Source organism: Cognatundibacterium luofuense (assembly GCF_018139685.1).
GTDB lineage: Bacteria > Pseudomonadota > Gammaproteobacteria > Burkholderiales > Burkholderiaceae_D > Undibacterium > Undibacterium luofuense.
Genome location: NZ_JAGSPN010000007.1, coordinates 50,569 through 69,370 on the forward strand (window position 1 = coordinate 50,569; position 18,802 = coordinate 69,370).

An 18,802-nucleotide genomic window follows, 5' to 3' on the forward strand; every position below is an offset into this window, starting at 1 on the left:
ACACTGGCAGCATTGACAATCCCCCCGTTTTGATCAAAGTTTCAGGTTAAAATTGAGACAGGTTTTGCAATTTGCAGATCAAAGACCAGCGTGGATGTGTGCTCCGATAATAATCAATGTATGCACCGTCGGTCGATTTACTTACTGTACTTAATGAGACTGAGCATTTTTGCTCACAATAATTTTTATGCAAGAAACAATTCAAACAGAAAAAAAAGAACACCTGATTCTGACCGGCGACCGCCCTACCGGCCCACTGCACATTGGTCATTACGTAGGTAGTTTGCGAAACCGTGTCAGCTACCAGCATCAGTACAAACAGTACATCATGATTGCCGATGGACAGGCACTGACCGATAACATGGATAATCCGACAAAGGTACTGAATAACGTGCTCGAAGTTGCACTCGATTATCTTGCGGTTGGTATCGATCCGTCCAAAACTACCATCTTTATCCAGTCTCAGATTCCGGAACTGACTGAACTGACCTTTTACTATATGAATCTGGTCACGGTTTCACGCCTGGAACGCAATCCGACGATCAAACAGGAGATCGTCATGCGCAATTTTGAACGCGATATCCCTGCTGGTTTCCTGACCTATCCGGTCAGCCAGGCCGCTGATATCACAGCATTCAAAGCATCACTGGTGCCTGTCGGGGAAGATCAAATTCCGATGATCGAACAAACCAACGAAATTGTGCGTCGTTTTAACCGTCTGGTGAACAAAGACATTCTGGTTGAATGTGAAGCGTTTGTTCCGGAAATTGGCCGCTTACCAGGCATCGACGGCAAGGCAAAAATGAGTAAATCGCTGGGTAATGCGATCAATCTCTGCTCCACTGCACAGGAAGTAACAGCTGCCGTACGTAATATCTACACCGACCCGCTGCATCTGAAAGTCAGCGACCCCGGCCATCTGGAAGGCAATGTCGCATTTATGTATCTGGATGCGTTTGATCCTGACAAAGAAGGCCTGCAGGCAATGAAGGATCACTACGTACGCGGCGGCCTGGGTGACTCCGTTGTTAAGAAGCGTCTGGAAGGCATAATGCAAGAATTACTTGGCCCGATTCGTGAGCGACGTGAAGAATTTGCCAAAGATAAAGGGCAAGTAATGGAAATACTTCGTCAGGGAACAATGCGTGCACGTGAAGTTGCTGCGCGCACGACGGATGAAGTGAAATCTGCAATTGGCCTGAAGTACTTCTGACCATGACGGTGCAGGAAATTTCGCAAAAACATGCCCGTTTCCTGCACCTGAACGCGCAGGGTCTGCTGCGCTACCCGCAAGGAAAACCTGAAAAGACTCATGTGCTGGCGTGCATACGCCAGATGGGTGTACTTCAAATTGACACGATCAATGTAGTGGCACGCAGTCCGTATCTGGTACTCTGGTCACGACTCGGGAATTACAAGCCGAATTTCCTGAACGAGTTATTGGCAGAAACAAAGCTTTTTGAGTACTGGGCGCATGAGGCAAGTTTTCTTCCTATTGAAGAATTTGCGCATTTCCGACACCAAATGCTTGACCCCGCCCATCTTGGATGGCGTTTTAATCACCGATGGCTGAGCGAACAGTCAGAAAACATTCGTCAGGTTTTAGAAAAAATCTCTGAGACGGGCCCGATGCGATCAAAAGACTTCGAACATCGCAGGAATAGTACAAGCGGCTGGTGGGACTGGAAACCTGAAAAAAAATCACTTGAAGTACTGCTCACAACGGGGCAGTTAATGATCCGGGAACGCGACCAGTTTCAGCGCGTGTATGATCTTACATCGCGCGTACTGCCAGACTGGCGCGACACGGACAACCCCTACTCTCCCAAAGACAGTGAAAAACACTTGCTGCACAAAGCAATTGAAGCGCTCGGAATAGCATGCGCAGAGTGGATACCAGACTATTTCAGGATGCGCCTGAAGCACGTTAACCTGGAAAACTTCCTTGAAGAGCAAGTCAGTTCAGGTAATTTGCTTGCGGTAAAAATTGAGGATGATACGCGTCGTTTTTTCGTCCATCAGCAATTCGCCTCCCTCTTAATCAACCCGCCGGCTCTTTCAAGCACAATGAAAGGGACTCGTATTCTTTCTCCATTTGATCCTGTTGTGTGGGACCGACGCCGGGCGAAGGAATTATTCAGTTTTGATTACCGCCTCGAATGCTATACGCCTGAGCACAAACGTCGTTACGGTTATTTTTGTTTGCCCGTTCTGAGAAATGGTCAGTTCGTGGCCCGCCTTGATGCTAAAGCGCATCGCCAGCAAAAGATTTTCGAAATAAAGTCTTTACATCCTGAGCAAAGCATCCGGCAATCTGCTTCTTTATTTGCTGATGTTCACAAAAAACTCACGGAAATGGCGTCATGGCATGGTTGCGAAAGCATACGTTACGGCGCCGGTATACCTTCTGAGTATCGACTTACCCACGAATGTTAAGTTAACCAGCAGCCTCATCATCATGCTGTTTTTTTACATGATGAAATGATGAATATCTTTCCGGTCAGAAAACTTCTTTCCTTCTTATAAACCCGATACAATGCACGTCTGTATTGTTCGACTCCGTACTTTGTAGACTGCCTGACTATGATCCGAATTCTGATTGCTGACGACCACACCATTATGCGCGAAGGCCTTAAGCGTATTCTGGACGGTATTGAAGATATTCAGGTTATCGGTGAAGCAGTGGATGGATTTGATACGCTGGACAAGGTACGACACAATGAATTTGATGTCCTGCTGATGGATTTATCCATGCCAGGTCGTAGCGGAGTTGACCTTATTCGCCAGATTAAAGATGAATTTCCCAAGCTGCCTATTCTGATTCTGACAATGCACGAGGAAGAACAGTACGCAGTCCGCGCCATTCGCGCCGGTGCACGCGGATATCTGACGAAAGAGAGTGCAGGTACGCAGCTGGTGACTGCCTTGCGCAAAGTCGCTTCCGGCCGCCCTTACATCAGTATTGAAGTCGCTGAGCAACTGGCCATGAATGCTATGCCGGCAAGCGACGATATGCCGCACACTGCCTTGTCTGACCGTGAATTCGAAGTCTTTTGCCATCTGGTGAAAGGAAAATCGATTACCGAAATTGGTGACATGCTGCATCTCAGCGTAAAAACGGTCAGCACACACAAAATGCGTATCATGCAAAAGATGAACATGAGTAATCTTTCAGACATGGTTCAGTACGCAATCACACATAACCTGCTGCAATCCTGACTCTGCGCTTGTAGGAATATTCCTATAACAGCGACGCGGAATCTGACATTTCAATTCAGCATCCCCCTGATTTAAATCAAGCCTGCATTTCCTGATAATACTCATACGCAACAAGCGGTGATGTGTATCAAGAAATCATGAATTTATTTATCGTTGAAGACTCCATTCTGATTCAGAACAGGCTTGTCAGATTTATCGAAGAAATCCCTGGCATGCATGTTGTTGGCGTAAGCGCTGACATCCGTTCTGCGTATGAAGGTGTTATGCGTCACAACACTGACGCCATGATTCTCGATCTGCAACTTGGTGAAGAAAGTGGTCTGACTCTGCTGCGGGAAATCAAAAAAACCCGTCCGGAAATTAAAGTTGTCGTACTGACCAATCATTCAACTGAGGATTACCGCGCACAGGCATTACGTGCCGGCGCTGATGGTTTTTTAGATAAGTCCCGGGATTTCGGCGAAATCCCTGCTTATCTGATGCGCTGGCAAGGACCGGATTTCAATTCTCAGATTAACTAACTTTTTCGTGCGGAGACTCAAAATGACGACTGCAGCATTTCAAAGCCAAGGCGGCACAACAAAACGTATGGTCAGCATGGGCGGATCGAATGAAGCCGGCTGGCGCTGCCACGGCAATCTCTGGTCAAATCTGCGCGAAATATGTGATCTGTTGCATATTCAGGCTCCGGTAGCCTGTCAGGATGACGAAGTTCTGTTTCAGCACGTACGTTTCAAAGCAGGTCAGCGCGTTCATACTATCGGCCAGACATTCGATACGCTGTATCTGGTGAACTCCGGGTTCCTGAAAACTGTGCTGATCGATGAATACGGCAATGAGCAAGTGTTGAGCTTCCCGATGAAAGGTGACTTGCTGGGCATCGATGGCATCCATTCGCAACATCATGCTTCAGAAGCGGTTGCATTATCTGATTGTGACATTATCCTGATTCCATACAAAGTATTTGCAGCGCTGGGCCGCAGCCATGCTGAGCTGGAACATGCGATGTTCTCTGTGCTGAGCCGCGAACTGGTACGCGAACAGATTATGATTGGCATGCTGAGTGCGCTGAGTGCAGAAGCCAAAGTTGCCCGCTTCCTGACAAATCTGGGTGAACGTTTTAGTATGCTGGGCTATTCCGGCAAATCGTTCAACCTGCGTATGACCCGCCATGAAATCGGCAGCTATCTTGGTCTGACGCTGGAAACCGTCAGCCGTACACTGTCTGCGTTTAATGAAATGGGGCTGATTCAGGTTGATCAGCGCGAAATCACCCTGCTGGACACGAATGCACTGAAAACACTGCGTCGTCTGCCACCTGCGAAAGCACGTGCAAAAGTAACAGATAAAGTACAGGCACTGGTCGGCAAAAAACTGATGCCGCAATGGAGTGGCGACGCAGTTGCAGCCTGATACTGGTATTTAAAGCAAAAAAGAGTACATTTCCGTCACCTGCAATTTCGGGAGATTAACATGGCTTACAAAACCATCCTCGTCCACGTCGATGAATCAGAGCGTTGCCAGTTGCGTGTTGATATTGCTGCCGATATCGCGAGAAAATCAGAATCTCATCTGATTGGCGCCGCGATTACCGGTGTGTCACGATTTATCTATCAGGACGGCAACCTGGGCGCTGCAGATCCGAATCTGTCGTTGCACCTGAACTATCTGAAAGAACGTGCTGAAGCAGCAGCGGCAAAGTTCCGCGTGCGCACTGATGCACTGGGCGTGCGCTCGTCTGAGCTTGCGGTTGTCAACGATGAAGCCGGTGGTGGCATGGGTTTGCTGGCACGTTACAGCGACTTGCTGGTCATTGGCCAAACCAACCGTGATGAGCCATCGCCAAGCGTTTTGCCGGATTTTCCAGAATATCTGGTGTTGAACACAGGTCGTCCGGTACTGGTTATTCCTTACGCAGGCAGCTTTCCGACCATAGGCAAGCGTCCGATGATTGCATGGGATGCAAGCCGTGCCGCCACCCGCGCATTGACCGATGCACTGCCTTTGCTGAAAGAAGCAGATCTGGTGCAAGTTGCGATCTTTAATGTCAAAGCGGATCCGGATGCTCACGGTGACCAGCCTGGTGCCGACATTGCAACCTACCTCGCCCGACATGGCGTCAAAGTGGAAGTGTCCGTTCACAAAACCAAAACGGATATTGGTAATGCCATTTTGTCACTGGCACATGATCTGGACAGCGACTTACTGGTCATGGGTGGTTATGGACATTCCCGTTTCCGCGAAATGATTATGGGTGGCGCAACACGTACCATTCTGGAAAGTATGACGATTCCGGTACTCATGTCGCACTGACCCTGCGCTGACAAAACAAAGCGTATTTATTGAGCCGTTCACTGATTTTCAGTGAACGGACTTTTATTTTTTACGACACAAAAAATAGCGCTGCAACCAGTCCTTTGCAAAAAAACGAACTTACCACCAGCGGCAGAACAAAGAGATTGTGCTGAAATCAGCATTTACATTTTTCGGAGAGCCGGACTTTCTGCCGACGAGCGGCATTTCGCTATGCAGAACACCGCAAATAACCCAAAAACAGGCTCTGAGAACAGATGATCCTGCTCCGATGAGCCCCCTCGTGCCGAACTAAGCGCTTTGATAACAATTTTTCGCTACAATGCAAACTTTTGATTTCCGGAACATCGATATGACCAGCACGCCCCGGTCAACTGCACCTGCCCTGCGCCAGGCAATGACAGCTGCAGCCTTTGCATTCATAGCATCCCTGATTTTATGGACCAACCAGCAACACGTCTCGCGCTTCTTCATGCTGTCGCCTTTGCTGGTTCATACGCTTCTGGAAACGATTACGATCACCATTTTTGTTTCCGTCTTTATCGTTTGCTGGAACGCATTTGGCGGACACCGCAGCCGCAGCAGTGTCGTTCTCGCAGTCACCTTTCTCAGTGCTGCGATTCTGGGTTTTGTACATGCGATCAGTTTTCAGGGCATGCCGGAATTTACTGGCCCCTCCGACATGCACAAGTCGTTTTCAGCCTGGATTGCGTGCAGAGCGATCATCGCCATGACGCTACTCGGCTTGTCACTGAACCCGAAAGATCCGAACCTGTCTCAAAAGCAGTCCGATATCTTTCTGGGAGTGGGCCTCGCGCTGACTGCCATTATCTGCAGCGTGATTTTCTTTTTCCCGCATGCGATACCACTGATGTATTCCACAGAAAGCGGCCAGACTAACTTCAAAATAGGCTGCGAAATTATTCTGATCGTCATTAATATTGCATCTGCAGCACTGTTTTTGAGGGATGGTGTCAAAGGTACTGATCAACAGGTTGAAGATCGTCTGGAAATTGCCCGCATTCCTCTGTTTCTGGCGAGCTGGCTGATGGGTATTTCGGAAGTCTATTTTTCACTGTATGCGGAACGCAGTGACGTCAATGTTGCTATAGGGCACTTTTTGCAACTAGCTGCTGCCGTTGCCATTTACCGCAGCATGGTGGCAATTAACATTCACAAACCTTACACCCGGCTGGCAACACAAACGATTGAAATTGCACGTGCTGCAGGCGAACTCGCTGCACAGCGCGAACGCTTGCACCGCATGATCGATACTGCTATTGACGGCATCATTACCGTCGATGAACATCAGTCTATTCTGATGATTAATCCTGCAGCGGCAGCTATTTTCGGCTATGACGCAGATTTTCTACCTGGAAAAAGTCTGACACTACTCATCCCAGAACGTCATCGTTCCGGACATGGCACTCATCTGAAGAAATTTGGCGAAACCGGCTCCACACGACGCAAAATGGGAAGTCACTATGAAGACTTCTACATTACCGGCCGTCGCTCAGACGGAGAAGAGTTTCCGATGGAGGCGTCAATTGCCCATCAACTGGAAAATGGAGCGCGGATATATACCGTCATTTTCCGTGACATCACCGACAGGAAAATCGCCAAAGAAAAAATGGCTCAGTATCACGAAGAGTTGAGTCAGCTCTCTGCTGCGCTGCAGTCTATCCGCGAAGAAGAGCGAAAACATATTGCCCGTGAGTTACACGATGATCTTGGTCAGTTACTGGCTGCGCTGCGTATGGACTTAACGCTGGTACAACGTGATCCTGAACTTGGTAACAAAAGCCAGTCGGCGATTCAGAGTATGGATCAGCTGATTCTGACAGCGATCACAACCCTGCGCAGGATCGCAACCGATCTGAGACCACGTGCATTAGATGAAGGGGGCTTATTTTTTGCATTGCAAACCCTTCAACGTGAATTTTCACAGCGCCACCGGATCGATTGCGAACTAATTGCCGATGAAGACCGCTTAACACTGGATGATGCACGCAGCACTGCGATTTATCGCATTGTTCAGGAGTCTCTGACGAATGTAGCGCGCCACGCGGAAGCCAGCACAGTAACAATCGAATTTGAACATTTCCCTGACAAGATTATTTTCAGCATCTGTGATAATGGGAAAGGCATTGACGAAGAAGATATGAAAAAGTCGCGGTCTTTCGGCCTGGTTGGTATGCGCGAACGCGTTAAAGCCATGCATGGGCAATTTCATGTATCTGGCAATGCTGGAGAAGGTACATGCCTGCATGTAGAGTTACCGTTTTCCCGGCAAACGGCATAATACGGTGCTACACTGGTTTAAATAACGGGAGAAAGCCATGAGTATCGGAGCAATTTCAACCGGCCTTTCCGGCCTGCGGTCGGCGCAATTATCGCTGGATGTCAGTGCGCATAATATTGCAAATGCCAATACTGCCGGATTTAAACCTCAAACAATTCAGCATCAGGAATCTGCAACTGGCGGCGTTACGTCCAGTGTATCTGCCGTCCCGCAGACTAACGAGTCAACAGAATCAGGGACAGATCTCGCAACTGAAACCGTCAATTCACTGGTATACAAACACCAGTTCGGACTCGACGCGAAAGTCATTCAGACTGCAGATCAGGACCTCGGAACCCTCATTAATATCAAAGCCTGAAAGCACCTCGTATAAGGTGACAAAACGTTCAGTTTGACGGCACAACACAGAGCCAGTCGGGCATATGGCCCGACTGCAAGCCTGCGATACCTGCAACCGCAAGACAAATCAATATAATCCCGGCGCCGACTGAAAACCATTTTCGGTTATCTCCAATGCCAATCGTTGCCAGCAGCTTTTGAGACACTAACAAATGCGGCAAAGCTGACAAACCGAATACTGCCATTAAGACAGCTCCGGAAAGAGCGTCACCTGAAAAAATCGTCAAAGGAACTACGGAGTACAGCAAACCACATGGGAGTATCCCCCAAGCCAATCCAGCAATAAATGGCTGACGCTGTACCATTCGCTGACCAGCTGCTAAGCTCCGTTCTTGCAAATTGCTGAATATGGACGGTGTCCGTAATACCGGCAACGAAATTCCTGTAAGACGAAATCCGAGTATCGCAAGCGCGATATAGCCAGCCGCCATGATCAGGATATGCGTCTGTTTTCCCGGAAACAACAGACTTTTCTGTCCGGCAAATCCCAGAATTGCACCTGAAGCCATATAAACACTGATTCTGCCTGCATGCAGCCAGAAGATCATCAACCAGCTGACTGGCTGCTTTGCGCTGGCAATTGGAATCACTTTTTGTGACTGTCGCTGTGATCGTATCAGCAAGCTGGTCAGGCTACCGCACATAGCAGCACAGTGGATCCCTCCCAGCAGCCCGGCAGATGCCGCCGCCGTCAGCAACGGTATTGTCAGCATTTCAGATTAACTTAGAATACCGTGCTGTCGTTTGTTGCTGCAAAAACGCATCAAAAACCATTCCAAACGCACGGACAAAGAACCGTCCTTTTGGTAGGACTGAAATGTTGTGATCTGTTACTTTCAGTAAGCCATGCTCTTCATACTGCCGCAAAGACGCTATCTCTGATGCGAAATGCGCAGAAAGATCACGCCCGGATAAATTTCCCAGCGCGGCAAAGTCAATCCCGTTACTACACATCAGATCAAGAATGATCTGCCGGCGCAGTACATCTTCGTCACTCAGATGTATACCTTTCTCAACTGGCAATTGTTGCTGGTCGATTGCGGCATAATATTCATCGAGTGTACGAAGATTTTGTACATACGATTTACCCAGCTTACCAATTGCAGATAACCCCAGTGCAATCAGATCACATTCCGCACGAGTGGTGTACCCCTGAAAATTTCTGTGCAGACTGCCATCATCCATCGCTTTGGCGAGTCCATCATCCGGTTTTGCAAAGTGATCGAGGCCAATATAAACATAGCCAGCCTCTATCAGTCGACGCAAGGACATGAAGAAAATTTCGAGACGCTGCTCGGCGGTTGGCAAATCGGCCTCTGCAATGCGGCGCTGCGGCTTAAAGCGCTCTGGTAAATGGGCGTAATTGTACAAAGCGATACGATCAGGACTGAGCTCGATAACCTGATCAAGAGTGCGGGTAAAGCTGGAGAGATTTTGTTTCGGCAAACCGTAGATCAGATCAAAGTTAATCGAACTAAAACCGTGCGCCCTGGATTGCTCAATGGTTCGTTTCACCATTTCAAAATCCTGAATACGGTGTACTGCTTTCTGCACATCAGGATCAAAATCCTGAACCCCCAGACTGGTGCGATTAAATCCAACATCCTGCAACAATGCCAGCGTCGCATCATCCACGGTACGCGGATCGATTTCAATTGAAATTTCAGCGTCAGGTGCAAAATCAAAGTGCTCACGCAACAAATTCATTAAACGGCGAATTTCATCGTGGCTCAAAAACGTCGGCGTGCCGCCACCTAAATGCAGCTGACTCAGAGTTTCACGTTTCTTTAAGTGTGCTAACACAAGGCTCAGTTCTTTTTCCAGATAATCCAGATATTTTGCCGAACGTCCGTGATCCTTGGTAATTACTTTGTTACAAGCACAGTAGTAGCAAAGCGACGCGCAAAACGGGATATGGATATACAGAGAGAGCGGTTTCTTTTCCACTTGGGCAGATCGCTCTTGCAGATAAGAAATGTAGTCTGCCGCCTTGAAGTCAGCGTGAAAGCGATCCGCAGTAGGATATGATGTGTAGCGAGGGCCGAGCTTGTCAAAGCGGCGAATTAGTTGCTCCGGAATATCCAGAACAGAATTATTCAGCATCGATGTCATTTTATTTTTGCTTAACGGGCCTTTTGTACCAGCAATACAGTAAGGCCACTAGAGAGTATACCAAGCAGCCAGAAAGCGAAAAAACCAATCGTATACACGCCGGTCGTATGCATTTGCAAGCGCTCATCAAATATGATCAGCTCCATCGGGTCAACCAGACTGAATACCAGTCCAGTCGCAGCACATGCCATCAAAAATGCTGGCCACAACACAATCATCATCGCCGGACCGAAGAAAAAACGTCCTGATTTTCGGGTTTCCATGCTGTCTCCCCCCTCTGTTATTGAAGCTGTTTTCAATCGCCAGGGAAGCGCTGACTTTTTACAGTGCAGATAGCTGAGCCACCTTCACTTCTGGGTTATGCCAATCCCCTGTCAGTCGCCATTCTGTAGTCTCTATCTTGATATGAAACAATTTAACAGAACCTGAAGAAAGTTTCGATATGAAATTCAGATCACCTTCATAGCTACCGTCTGTGTTTCTGGAAAGTGGCAAACGATGTATCACCTCGTTAACACTAGAGGCATTATCTGAAGCCCGGGCCAGGCTCAATTGCACTTTTTCCGGCAAAACGGTTCCAGGCATACCACTATTCAGCTGCATGCGAATTTTTGCCGTTTTAAGATCAATATACAGACTCGCACTCAACACCAACTCTTTTGCTTTGGCATCTCGCTGAATATCCTTGTTAATCATTAAACCTTGCTTATAGTAGTCGTCAGCCACAACTTTATCGGAGCCTTTGATTGCAATATATCCGGTAATAATGCTGGCAACGACCACAAATGCGGGACCACCTGCGACAAGCAACAACCACGGTTCTTTGTACCAGATATCGCGTTTCTTTGGTTTCAGGCTCAGTGTCGCTTCCATTTAACTCTCCGGTTGATCCGCCAGCTTATCGCGGAACGATAAATACGGCTTTTTCACTTACTTTAATAGACGGCTCATCAGTATCCACAACTTCAAACCGGATACGGTTTGACCCGGGCTGCACTGACGAAGCTGGAATCCGCACTCGAACAGGGAATGCCTTTGTTGTCGCAGCATTTACTTCAATCTGTTCATTCATCAATAACTCTGCACCGGCAGCACCCGTGACTTTAACGGAGTAATGCTGTTTCTGTTCTTTGGTGTTCATTACCTGCAAACGATAGACGTTTTCAATTGCCCCGGTTTCTGTGATTTTTGGCATTCCTCGATCTCTGAGTACATCGACTTTTAACGGAATATGCATATAAAGAGAAATTGCGGCCAGGATAATAATCAGTAGCAAAATGCCGGAATAAATCAACGTTCGCAAACGGAAAACCCGTTGCCACATGGCTTTTTTATCGAGCTTGCGAACGAGCGCGTGTTCAGTTGTATAACGGATTAACCCCCGTTCATAGCCCATCTTATCCATAACCTGATTACAACTGTCGGCACATAACCCACAGGCAATACACTCATATTGCAAACCATTACGGATATCAATCCCCATCGGGCAAACCTGTACGCAAATACCGCAATCGACGCACGAGCCCAGTCCCTGCGCTTTATAGTCAACTTTCTTATTTCTGGAGCCGCGCGGGTCACCACGCTCTTTATCGTAAGTGACAATCAGTGTGTCCTTATCAAACATTGCACTCTGAAAACGGGCGTACGGACACATGTACTTACAGACCTGCTCACGCATCCAGCCAGCATTGCCATAAGTTGCAAAACCGTAAAACAAAAGCCAGAAAATCTCCCAAGGGCCGAGTGTGAAGTTAAGGATTTCAATCGACAGATCACGAATAGGCGTGAAGTAACCTACAAATGTGAAACCGGTCCACAAACTCACTGCAAGCCAGATGAAATGCTTCAGAAATTTCAGCGAAAACTTGCGGGCTGACAGCGGCGATGCATCCAGTTTCATCCGGGCATTCCGGTCACCCTCGACTTTATATTCAATCCACAAAAATATTTGCGTGTAGACCGACTGCGGACACGCATAGCCGCAAAATACACGCCCGGCCACTGCCGTGAACAAGAATAATGACAAAGCTGAGATAACCAGCAATACAGACAGATAGATAAAATCCTGCGGCCAGAAAACGAAGCCGAATATGTAAAATTTCCGGGTAACCAGATCAAACAAAACAGCCTGGCGCTCGTTCCAGTTGAGCCAGGCTGTTCCGTAAAATAGTAATTGAGTAAATGCGACCAATACCCAGCGCCAGGAGGCAAACCAACCGGTCTGGTGGCGGGGATAGATTTTTTTTCGTTCCTCGAAAAGTGCTATTTCCTTCTCTTCGGGCTCAATGGGTATGATCGGGATTTGCTTCATAAGTCGCTTCTCAAAAAAAATGAGTTACAGTCTTCCTCATAGACAGGAGAGACTGTAACCCAATTTTGTCTTACTTAGATTGTGCTACATCAGTACCAGCTGCGATTTGCTTTACGGAATCCATTTCCGCTGCAGAAACTTTTGCGCCGTTATTAGACAAGCCCCATACATATGCTGCCAGTAAGTGGATTTTTCCTTTGGTCAGAATGTCCTTATGGGCAGGCATCTGGTTGTTGCGACCTTTGTTGATTGTTTCCATGATGGTGTCGATACTACCGCCATACAACCAGGTTTTGTCAGTCAGATTCGGAGCACCGATTGCCTGATTACCCTTACCATCCGCACCATGACATGCTGCACAAGCTGCAAACTTCGGTTTACCGAGTGCAGCCTTAATCGGATCATGCGCTGCACCAGACAAACTGAGCACGTAGTTAGCAACGTTTTTTACATCTTCGTCACCACCAATTGCCGCACCCATCGGAGGCATCACACCATGACGGCCCTCAGTAATCGTTGTTTTGATGACTTCAGGATCACCGCCGTAGAGCCAGTCTGTATCGGTCAGATTCGGATAACCTTTTCCGCCCTGCGCGTCAGAGCCATGGCACTGGGCACAAGTATTCAAAAATAAACGCTGACCAATCTCTTTTGCCGCAGGATCTTTCGAAACGTCCTTCAGATCCATTGCGAGATACTTATCGAAAATTTTGGCGTACTGCTCTTCACCCGCCTTCATTTCCTTCTCGTATGCACCAACCTGACTCCAGCCAAAAGTACCCTGACGATCACCGAAACCCGGGTAAACCACCAGATAACCAATACTGAACACAATTGTCAGATAGAACATCCATTGCCACCATTTTGGCAAAGGATTGTTCTGTTCCATCAGGTCAGCATCCCATACGTGACCCGTTGTTTCCGCTGGCAATGGTTTACCGTCGGTACCGACTTTTACCTTAACGTGCGATTGCGACCAGAGTAACAATGCGCAGGCCAGAATACTGATGGTCACCACAACGGCAATGCCGATGCTCCACCATTCACTAAAAAAATCTGCCATGACTATTTTCCATTCTCATTATCAATTGGCAAACGTGCCAGTTTCTCGAAGCGCTCTTTGTTGTCCGAACTGAATGCCCAGTAAACAATGCCCAAAAAAACAAACAGGCTGATTACTGTGACAACACTACTGATAATCGTAAAATTCATGGTAATTCCTTCCGGCAACAAAAAGCGTTTTCAATCAGTTTTTATTCTTGATCGCAGTACCCAGCACTTGCAGATAAGCAATCAGTGCATCCAGCTCAGTCTTGTTTTCGAGCTCAGCGGCACTCGCCTGGATTTCCGCATCTGTATATGGAACACCAAGTGTTTTCATTGCAGACATCTTCGGAGCAACAGCCTTCGGATCAAGAGGATTTTTTGCAAGCCATGGGTAAGCAGGCATATTGGATTCAACGACCACTGAGCGCGGATCATTCAGATGATCACGGTGCCAGTTATCGCTGTAACGACCACCAACACGTGCCAGATCAGGACCAGTACGCTTACTACCCCACTGGAACGGATGATCATAGACAGACTCACCAGCAACCGAGTAGTGACCATAACGCTCAGTCTCTGCGCGGAACGGACGAATCATTTGAGAGTGACAACCATAGCAACCTTCGCGCAGGTAGATATCACGGCCAGTCAGTTGCAGCGCTGTGTAAGGCTTCAGGCCAGCAACCGGCTGGGTCGTTGATTTTTGAAAGAACAACGGAACGATTTCAACCAAGCCACCAACACTAATGGTCAGAATCACCAGGACAAGCAACAGTCCTACGTTACGTTCAATCAAATCATGTGTAAATTTACTCATTCTATTTCTCCTTCCGGTTAAGCGTGCGCAGACACAGCAGGAATTGCATTGTTTGCAGGCTTCGCTGTCATCAGGGTACGAACAACGTTGTAACCCATGATTACCATGCCGGACAGATACATCAGGCCACCAGTCAGACGAATCAGGTAGTACGGATAGGTAGCTTTTACAGATTCAACGAAGGTGTATGTCAAAGTACCGTCTTCATTGACAGCGCGCCACATCAGACCCTGCATAACACCGGCAATCCACATCGCGGCGATATACAGAACTACGCCAATTGTCGCAACCCAGAAATGAACTTCGATCAGGCGTTTGCTGTACATCTGCGTTTGACCGAATAGACGTGGAACCAGGTAATACAAGCTACCGATAGAGATGAAGCCAACCCAGCCCAGAGCACCAGAGTGCACGTGACCTACAGTCCAGTCGGTGTAGTGCGACAATGCATTGACGGTTTTGATTGCCATCATCGGACCTTCGAAGGTCGACATACCGTAGAAAGACAGCGACACAATCAGGAAACGCAGGATAGGATCAGAACGCAGTTTGCTCCATGCACCAGACAAAGTCATGATACCGTTGACCATACCACCCCAGGACGGTGCCAGCAAAATCAGGGAGAACAACATACCCAGAGATTGCGCCCAGTCAGGCAATGCTGTGTAGTGCAGATGATGAGGACCTGCCCACATGTATGTGAAAATCAGCGCCCAGAAGTGGACGATGGACAGACGATAAGAGTACACAGGGCGTTCGATTTGTTTAGGAACGAAGTAGTACATCATTCCAAGGAAGCCCGCTGTCAGGAAGAAACCAACCGCGTTATGGCCGTACCACCACTGAACCATCGCATCCTGAACACCTGCATATGCTGAGTAAGATTTGGTCAGGCTTACTGGCAACGCAGCGCTGTTTACAATATGCAGAACAGCAACGGCAACGATGAACGCACCGTAAAACCAGTTAGCAACGTAAATATGTTCAACCTTACGCTTAACCAGCGTACCAAAGAATACGACGGCATAAGCAACCCAGACGACCGCGATCAACAGATCGATTGGCCATTCCAGCTCAGCATATTCTTTACCCTGAGAAATACCCAACGGCAAACTCACCACTGCGCCCAGCAAGACAAGTTGCCAGCCCCAGAAGGTGAACTCTGGCAACCAGCCCCCAAACAAGCGTGCATTGGTAGTACGCTGAACCACATAGTAGGAAGTTGCAAATAAAGCACAGCCACCAAATGCAAAAATAACTGCATTCGTATGTAACGGTCGTAACCGCCCATAGCTCAGCCATGGTATGCCACCCAGGAATTCGGGCCATGCCAGCTGGGTTGCAATAACGACACCAACCAGCATGCCGATAATGCCCCAGATAACAGCCATGACCGCAAATTGACGCACAACTCGATAGTTGTATGTGTTTTCTTTAGTTATCGTCATGATCTCACTCTGTTGTAACACTCTGTTGTAAAAATCCACAGCTAGAATAACAATCGCACTGTGTAAACATCTTGATACAAGTCAAACGTCGCCGGAATCCAAATCAGTATGGAATGCCGAACAACAAAAGCAAGCATAGTCTTGCAAAAACGTGACGAAAATAGAAACGGCGCCACAAGGGCGCCGTTTTTTTGATCTGAGACAATTCAGCTTAATTTGCTGGCTGAGGTGCTGTCAGTGCAGTCTTATTAAGCGTTGTTTTAGCTTTCTTTTTCAAAGCTTCAACATACGCAGATAATTCTTGTTCAGCATAAATAGAAGCCAGTTGCTGTTGTTCCTGTGAGCGTCGCGCCTGATCTGGTGTGCCGTCAGAAACCTTGTTAACACGGATCACCGCATAACCCATTCCCGGAATCTCGACACCAGTCATTGCAGGCAACTGACGTGTATCCGCCTTCATAATTTGCGGAACAGCCATTGCCGGAACGCCTTCAGGCTTGGTGCGTGAAATTGTTACAGGTGCAGCAAATCCCTCTGCTGACGGAGTCTTTTGCAACGCAGCAAGCCTGTTCTTACCTTCTGTCGCAGCAAGCTTAGCAGACTCTTCTTCCGTCAGTCGGGTGACGATTAACTGGCGCACCTGATCCAGCGGACGACGGGACGCCGCCTTGTATTCCGTCACGTGAGCAGCAATGACATTTCCTCCACCGATATCCACTGCCTCAGTGTTGTGATTTTTCTTAATCACATCATCAGCAAACAAGGCTTTCAGAAATTTCGGATTATTCAGTGGCAGTGTTGCGGGCGCAGCAGGGATACCTTTACGGGTAATGCCTTCAGCTGTTTCAATCTTCAGCTTCCACTTATCCGCAACACCTTTCAGGCTGTCTGGCTGCTGATAGACAGCATCAGTAAATGCCTCTACCGCTTCACCGTAAGCTTTGGCCGCCTTTTGTTTCTTAATATCCGCAACAATCTGATCTTTTACATCAGCCAATGGCTTGACGCTTCCGGCACTCAATGAAGTCAGCTGAATAATGTGATAGCCGTACTGAGTTTGCACCAGATCACTGATCTCGTCTTTCTTCAGACGGAAAACTGCATCTTCAAATGGTTTTACCATGGCATTTTTTGCAACAATACCCAGATCACCACCTGCTTCTTTAGAACCAGGATCGTCAGAGTTCTCTTTTGCCAGCTTTGCAAACACATCAGGACTTTTGCGAATCTGCTCCAGCAAAGCCTGCGCCTTAGCACGTGCCTTTTCCTTGTCCGCCGGAGCAGCTTTATCAGAAACTGCAACCAGAATATGGCGTGCAGAGCGCTGCTCTTCAGTAGTGAACTGTTTTGCGTTTGCCTTATAGAAATCACTGACTTCAGTATCGTTAACGCTTACCTGTGCAGCAAGTGCTTCCGCATTCAGCGTGACATACTCAGCCTTTACCGCTTCAGGCACTTCGAAGTTCGCAGCGTTTTTCTCGTAATACGCTTTTACCATCTCATCAGTAATATTTACTTTGGAGGCGAAATCCGTATTTTTCAGAATCATCAACTGCACTTCTCGTTCCTGCTCACTCAGCAAAGCAATACGCTGTGCGACGGATTTCGGAACGATCGCTGTATTTTGTACCGCACTGATCAGTTGCTGAAATGCCAGTGTCTGACGACGCTCGTATTCGTAACCGGCTTTGGTATAACCACTGCGGGCCAGCAATTGTTCGAACTTATCTTTATCAAGCTTTCCATCTGCGCCGACTAAAGCAGGATTGCTCATATAGTCATTGACCAGAACGCGATCCGGAATGACGATACGCTCTTTCTGAATTTCCGCCGTAATTGCGCGTTGCGCCACGATTTCATCCAGAATGGACGCACGTGCTTCCGGTGTGTTCAGCATTTTCGGGTCAAACTGCGGACCGTATGCCTGACGTAAAGAATCCGCTTTATTACGAACGGCAACTTCGAGCTCTTGCTGCGTAATTGCCTGACCGGCAACCGTAGCAACTTCAGCGCCAGCCGCGGCTTTAGAACGCGTATAGCTTTCGACGCCAAATAAAGCAAAAGACGGGAAAATAATCAGCAACAGCAAAAATTGCATTAAACGCTGATGGGTACGGATGTATTCAAACATGTTCAACCAATCAAATGACTGAAAAAATAAACACGGAAAACAGATATAAAAAAAGGCGAACATATGTTCGCCTTTTCGGAATCTGGCGGAGCGGACGGGGCTCGAACCCGCGACCCCCGGCGTGACAGGCCGGTATTCTAACCAACTGAACTACCGCTCCGAATATCTGTGTACGCTGGTGGGTGCTGAGAGGCTCGAACTCCCGACCTACGCCTTGTAAGGGCGCCGCTCTACCAACTGAGCTAAGCACCCAGCGCTTTGCAGATGCGCCGCATTATAACATAACGCGGCAACAAAGGCATTAGTTTACTGCATCTTTCAATGCTTTACCAGGTTTAAATTTAGGCACCTTGGCTGCCTTGATCTTGATTGCTGCACCGGTTTGCGGATTACGTCCGGTACGCGCCGCACGCTTACCAACAGAAAATGTACCGAAACCAACCAGTGTCACTGTGCCGTTTTTCTTCAGCGTCGTTTTAATTGCTCCGACCAATGCATCCAGCGCACGTGCAGATGCCGCTTTAGAAATATCTGCCGTTTTCGCAATATGCTCGATCAACTCAGTCTTATTCACTTAAAGCCCCCTCACAAAATGTAATATCACGCCATTATTTTATCTGCCAGATCTTATTGCCGGCGAATTCTCAGGAAGCCGCCGCGACTGCGCACAGTATTAGAACAAGTGCCAATCTGCCATGTCAAG

At 47.9% G+C, this 18,802-nt stretch carries 19 protein-coding genes and 2 tRNA genes; 8 read left to right on the forward strand and 13 right to left on the reverse strand.

Translation table 11 applies throughout. The features are described 5' to 3' along the window. The first annotated feature begins 187 nt into the window (after positions 1–187). The 8 genes from trpS to KDM89_RS10785 all read left to right on the forward strand — a co-directional run bounded on the left by trpS (position 188) and on the right by KDM89_RS10785 (position 8,192). Positions 188–1,213, forward strand: coding sequence for a tryptophan--tRNA ligase (gene trpS / locus KDM89_RS10750; protein WP_212687939.1), 1,026 nt, complete (start codon positions 188–190; stop codon positions 1,211–1,213). 2 nt (positions 1,214–1,215) lie between these two features. Further along, a complete protein-coding gene (locus KDM89_RS10755; protein WP_212687940.1) occupies positions 1,216–2,436 on the forward strand; it encodes a winged helix-turn-helix domain-containing protein in 1,221 nt (406 codons plus the stop codon). A 147-nt stretch (positions 2,437–2,583) separates the two neighbouring features. Continuing rightward, positions 2,584–3,219 (forward strand): response regulator, encoded by a 636-nt coding sequence (locus tag KDM89_RS10760; protein WP_212687941.1) that lies wholly within the window; start codon positions 2,584–2,586, stop codon positions 3,217–3,219. A 137-nt stretch (positions 3,220–3,356) separates the two neighbouring features. Beyond that, positions 3,357–3,740: a response regulator gene (locus tag KDM89_RS10765; protein WP_212687942.1), complete on the forward strand. Its 384-nt coding sequence runs from the start codon at positions 3,357–3,359 to the stop codon at positions 3,738–3,740. Positions 3,741–3,816: 76 nt separating this feature from the next. Next, positions 3,817–4,632, forward strand: a complete 816-nt coding sequence (locus KDM89_RS10770; protein ID WP_212688074.1) for a Crp/Fnr family transcriptional regulator — start codon at positions 3,817–3,819, stop codon at positions 4,630–4,632. Between the two features lie 60 nt (positions 4,633–4,692). Further along, a complete protein-coding gene (locus KDM89_RS10775) occupies positions 4,693–5,532 on the forward strand; it encodes a universal stress protein (protein ID WP_212687943.1) in 840 nt (279 codons plus the stop codon). Between the two features lie 352 nt (positions 5,533–5,884). Next, positions 5,885–7,834 (forward strand): MASE3 domain-containing protein, encoded by a 1,950-nt coding sequence (locus tag KDM89_RS10780; RefSeq protein WP_212687944.1) that lies wholly within the window; start codon positions 5,885–5,887, stop codon positions 7,832–7,834. A gap of 37 nt (positions 7,835–7,871) precedes the next feature. Continuing rightward, positions 7,872–8,192 (forward strand): flagellar basal body protein, encoded by a 321-nt coding sequence (locus tag KDM89_RS10785; protein ID WP_212687945.1) that lies wholly within the window; start codon positions 7,872–7,874, stop codon positions 8,190–8,192. 28 nt (positions 8,193–8,220) lie between these two features. Here KDM89_RS10785 and KDM89_RS10790 read toward each other — a convergent pair whose 3' ends face one another. The 13 genes from KDM89_RS10790 to KDM89_RS10850 all read right to left on the reverse strand — a co-directional run bounded on the left by KDM89_RS10790 (position 8,221) and on the right by KDM89_RS10850 (position 18,673). Next, entirely contained in the window at positions 8,221–8,946 is a 726-nt protein-coding gene (locus KDM89_RS10790; protein WP_212687946.1) for a sulfite exporter TauE/SafE family protein, read from the reverse strand. Position 8,947: 1 nt separating this feature from the next. Next, positions 8,948–10,345, reverse strand: coding sequence for an oxygen-independent coproporphyrinogen III oxidase (gene hemN / locus KDM89_RS10795; RefSeq protein ID WP_212687947.1), 1,398 nt, complete (start codon positions 10,343–10,345; stop codon positions 8,948–8,950). Positions 10,346–10,356: 11 nt separating this feature from the next. Next, positions 10,357–10,608 carry a hypothetical protein gene (locus KDM89_RS10800; protein WP_230427807.1) on the reverse strand — a complete coding sequence of 84 codons (252 nt, stop codon included), beginning with the start codon at positions 10,606–10,608 and terminating at the stop codon, positions 10,357–10,359. A gap of 58 nt (positions 10,609–10,666) precedes the next feature. Beyond that, entirely contained in the window at positions 10,667–11,218 is a 552-nt protein-coding gene (locus KDM89_RS10805; RefSeq protein ID WP_212687948.1) for a FixH family protein, read from the reverse strand. A gap of 25 nt (positions 11,219–11,243) precedes the next feature. After that, entirely contained in the window at positions 11,244–12,656 is a 1,413-nt protein-coding gene (ccoG, locus tag KDM89_RS10810; protein WP_212687949.1) for a cytochrome c oxidase accessory protein CcoG, read from the reverse strand. 70 nt (positions 12,657–12,726) lie between these two features. Then, positions 12,727–13,719: a cytochrome-c oxidase, cbb3-type subunit III gene (ccoP, locus tag KDM89_RS10815; RefSeq protein ID WP_212687950.1), complete on the reverse strand. Its 993-nt coding sequence runs from the start codon at positions 13,717–13,719 to the stop codon at positions 12,727–12,729. 2 nt (positions 13,720–13,721) lie between these two features. Further along, complete coding sequence (locus KDM89_RS10820; RefSeq protein ID WP_212687951.1) at positions 13,722–13,868, reverse strand: cbb3-type cytochrome oxidase subunit 3; 147 nt, start codon at positions 13,866–13,868, stop codon at positions 13,722–13,724. A gap of 34 nt (positions 13,869–13,902) precedes the next feature. After that, positions 13,903–14,520 carry a cytochrome-c oxidase, cbb3-type subunit II gene (ccoO, locus tag KDM89_RS10825; RefSeq protein ID WP_212687952.1) on the reverse strand — a complete coding sequence of 206 codons (618 nt, stop codon included), beginning with the start codon at positions 14,518–14,520 and terminating at the stop codon, positions 13,903–13,905. 17 nt (positions 14,521–14,537) lie between these two features. Next, positions 14,538–15,968, reverse strand: a complete 1,431-nt coding sequence (ccoN, locus tag KDM89_RS10830; protein ID WP_212687953.1) for a cytochrome-c oxidase, cbb3-type subunit I — start codon at positions 15,966–15,968, stop codon at positions 14,538–14,540. Positions 15,969–16,179: 211 nt separating this feature from the next. Beyond that, positions 16,180–18,099, reverse strand: coding sequence for a SurA N-terminal domain-containing protein (locus KDM89_RS10835; RefSeq protein WP_212687954.1), 1,920 nt, complete (start codon positions 18,097–18,099; stop codon positions 16,180–16,182). Positions 18,100–18,182: 83 nt separating this feature from the next. Continuing rightward, a tRNA-Asp gene (locus KDM89_RS10840) sits at positions 18,183–18,259 on the reverse strand. Between the two features lie 16 nt (positions 18,260–18,275). Further along, positions 18,276–18,351 (reverse strand) — tRNA-Val (locus KDM89_RS10845). A 49-nt stretch (positions 18,352–18,400) separates the two neighbouring features. Continuing rightward, positions 18,401–18,673, reverse strand: coding sequence for an HU family DNA-binding protein (locus tag KDM89_RS10850; RefSeq protein ID WP_212687955.1), 273 nt, complete (start codon positions 18,671–18,673; stop codon positions 18,401–18,403). Positions 18,674–18,802 lie beyond the last annotated feature (129 nt).

Bases quoted from the DNA above. Each gene is read 5' to 3' on its own strand.
- hemN (WP_212687947.1), bottom strand. From the start codon at position 10,345: ATGACATCGATGCTGAATAATTCTGTTCTGGATATTCCGGAGCAACTA.
- KDM89_RS10805 (WP_212687948.1), bottom strand. From the start codon at position 11,218: ATGGAAGCGACACTGAGCCTGAAACCAAAGAAACGCGATATCTGGTAC.
- KDM89_RS10775 (WP_212687943.1), top strand. From the start codon at position 4,693: ATGGCTTACAAAACCATCCTCGTCCACGTCGATGAATCAGAGCGTTGC.
- KDM89_RS10820 (WP_212687951.1), bottom strand. From the start codon at position 13,868: ATGAATTTTACGATTATCAGTAGTGTTGTCACAGTAATCAGCCTGTTT.
- KDM89_RS10770 (WP_212688074.1), top strand. From the start codon at position 3,817: ATGGGCGGATCGAATGAAGCCGGCTGGCGCTGCCACGGCAATCTCTGG.
- ccoN (WP_212687953.1), bottom strand. From the start codon at position 15,968: ATGACGATAACTAAAGAAAACACATACAACTATCGAGTTGTGCGTCAA.
- KDM89_RS10765 (WP_212687942.1), top strand. From the start codon at position 3,357: ATGAATTTATTTATCGTTGAAGACTCCATTCTGATTCAGAACAGGCTT.
- KDM89_RS10785 (WP_212687945.1), top strand. From the start codon at position 7,872: ATGAGTATCGGAGCAATTTCAACCGGCCTTTCCGGCCTGCGGTCGGCG.
- KDM89_RS10835 (WP_212687954.1), bottom strand. From the start codon at position 18,099: ATGTTTGAATACATCCGTACCCATCAGCGTTTAATGCAATTTTTGCTG.
- ccoO (WP_212687952.1), bottom strand. From the start codon at position 14,520: ATGAGTAAATTTACACATGATTTGATTGAACGTAACGTAGGACTGTTG.
- KDM89_RS10800 (WP_230427807.1), bottom strand. From the start codon at position 10,608: ATGGAAACCCGAAAATCAGGACGTTTTTTCTTCGGTCCGGCGATGATG.
- KDM89_RS10755 (WP_212687940.1), top strand. From the start codon at position 1,216: ATGACGGTGCAGGAAATTTCGCAAAAACATGCCCGTTTCCTGCACCTG.
- KDM89_RS10780 (WP_212687944.1), top strand. From the start codon at position 5,885: ATGACCAGCACGCCCCGGTCAACTGCACCTGCCCTGCGCCAGGCAATG.
- KDM89_RS10760 (WP_212687941.1), top strand. From the start codon at position 2,584: ATGATCCGAATTCTGATTGCTGACGACCACACCATTATGCGCGAAGGC.
- KDM89_RS10790 (WP_212687946.1), bottom strand. From the start codon at position 8,946: ATGCTGACAATACCGTTGCTGACGGCGGCGGCATCTGCCGGGCTGCTG.
- trpS (WP_212687939.1), top strand. From the start codon at position 188: ATGCAAGAAACAATTCAAACAGAAAAAAAAGAACACCTGATTCTGACC.
- ccoP (WP_212687950.1), bottom strand. From the start codon at position 13,719: ATGGCAGATTTTTTTAGTGAATGGTGGAGCATCGGCATTGCCGTTGTG.
- ccoG (WP_212687949.1), bottom strand. From the start codon at position 12,656: ATGAAGCAAATCCCGATCATACCCATTGAGCCCGAAGAGAAGGAAATA.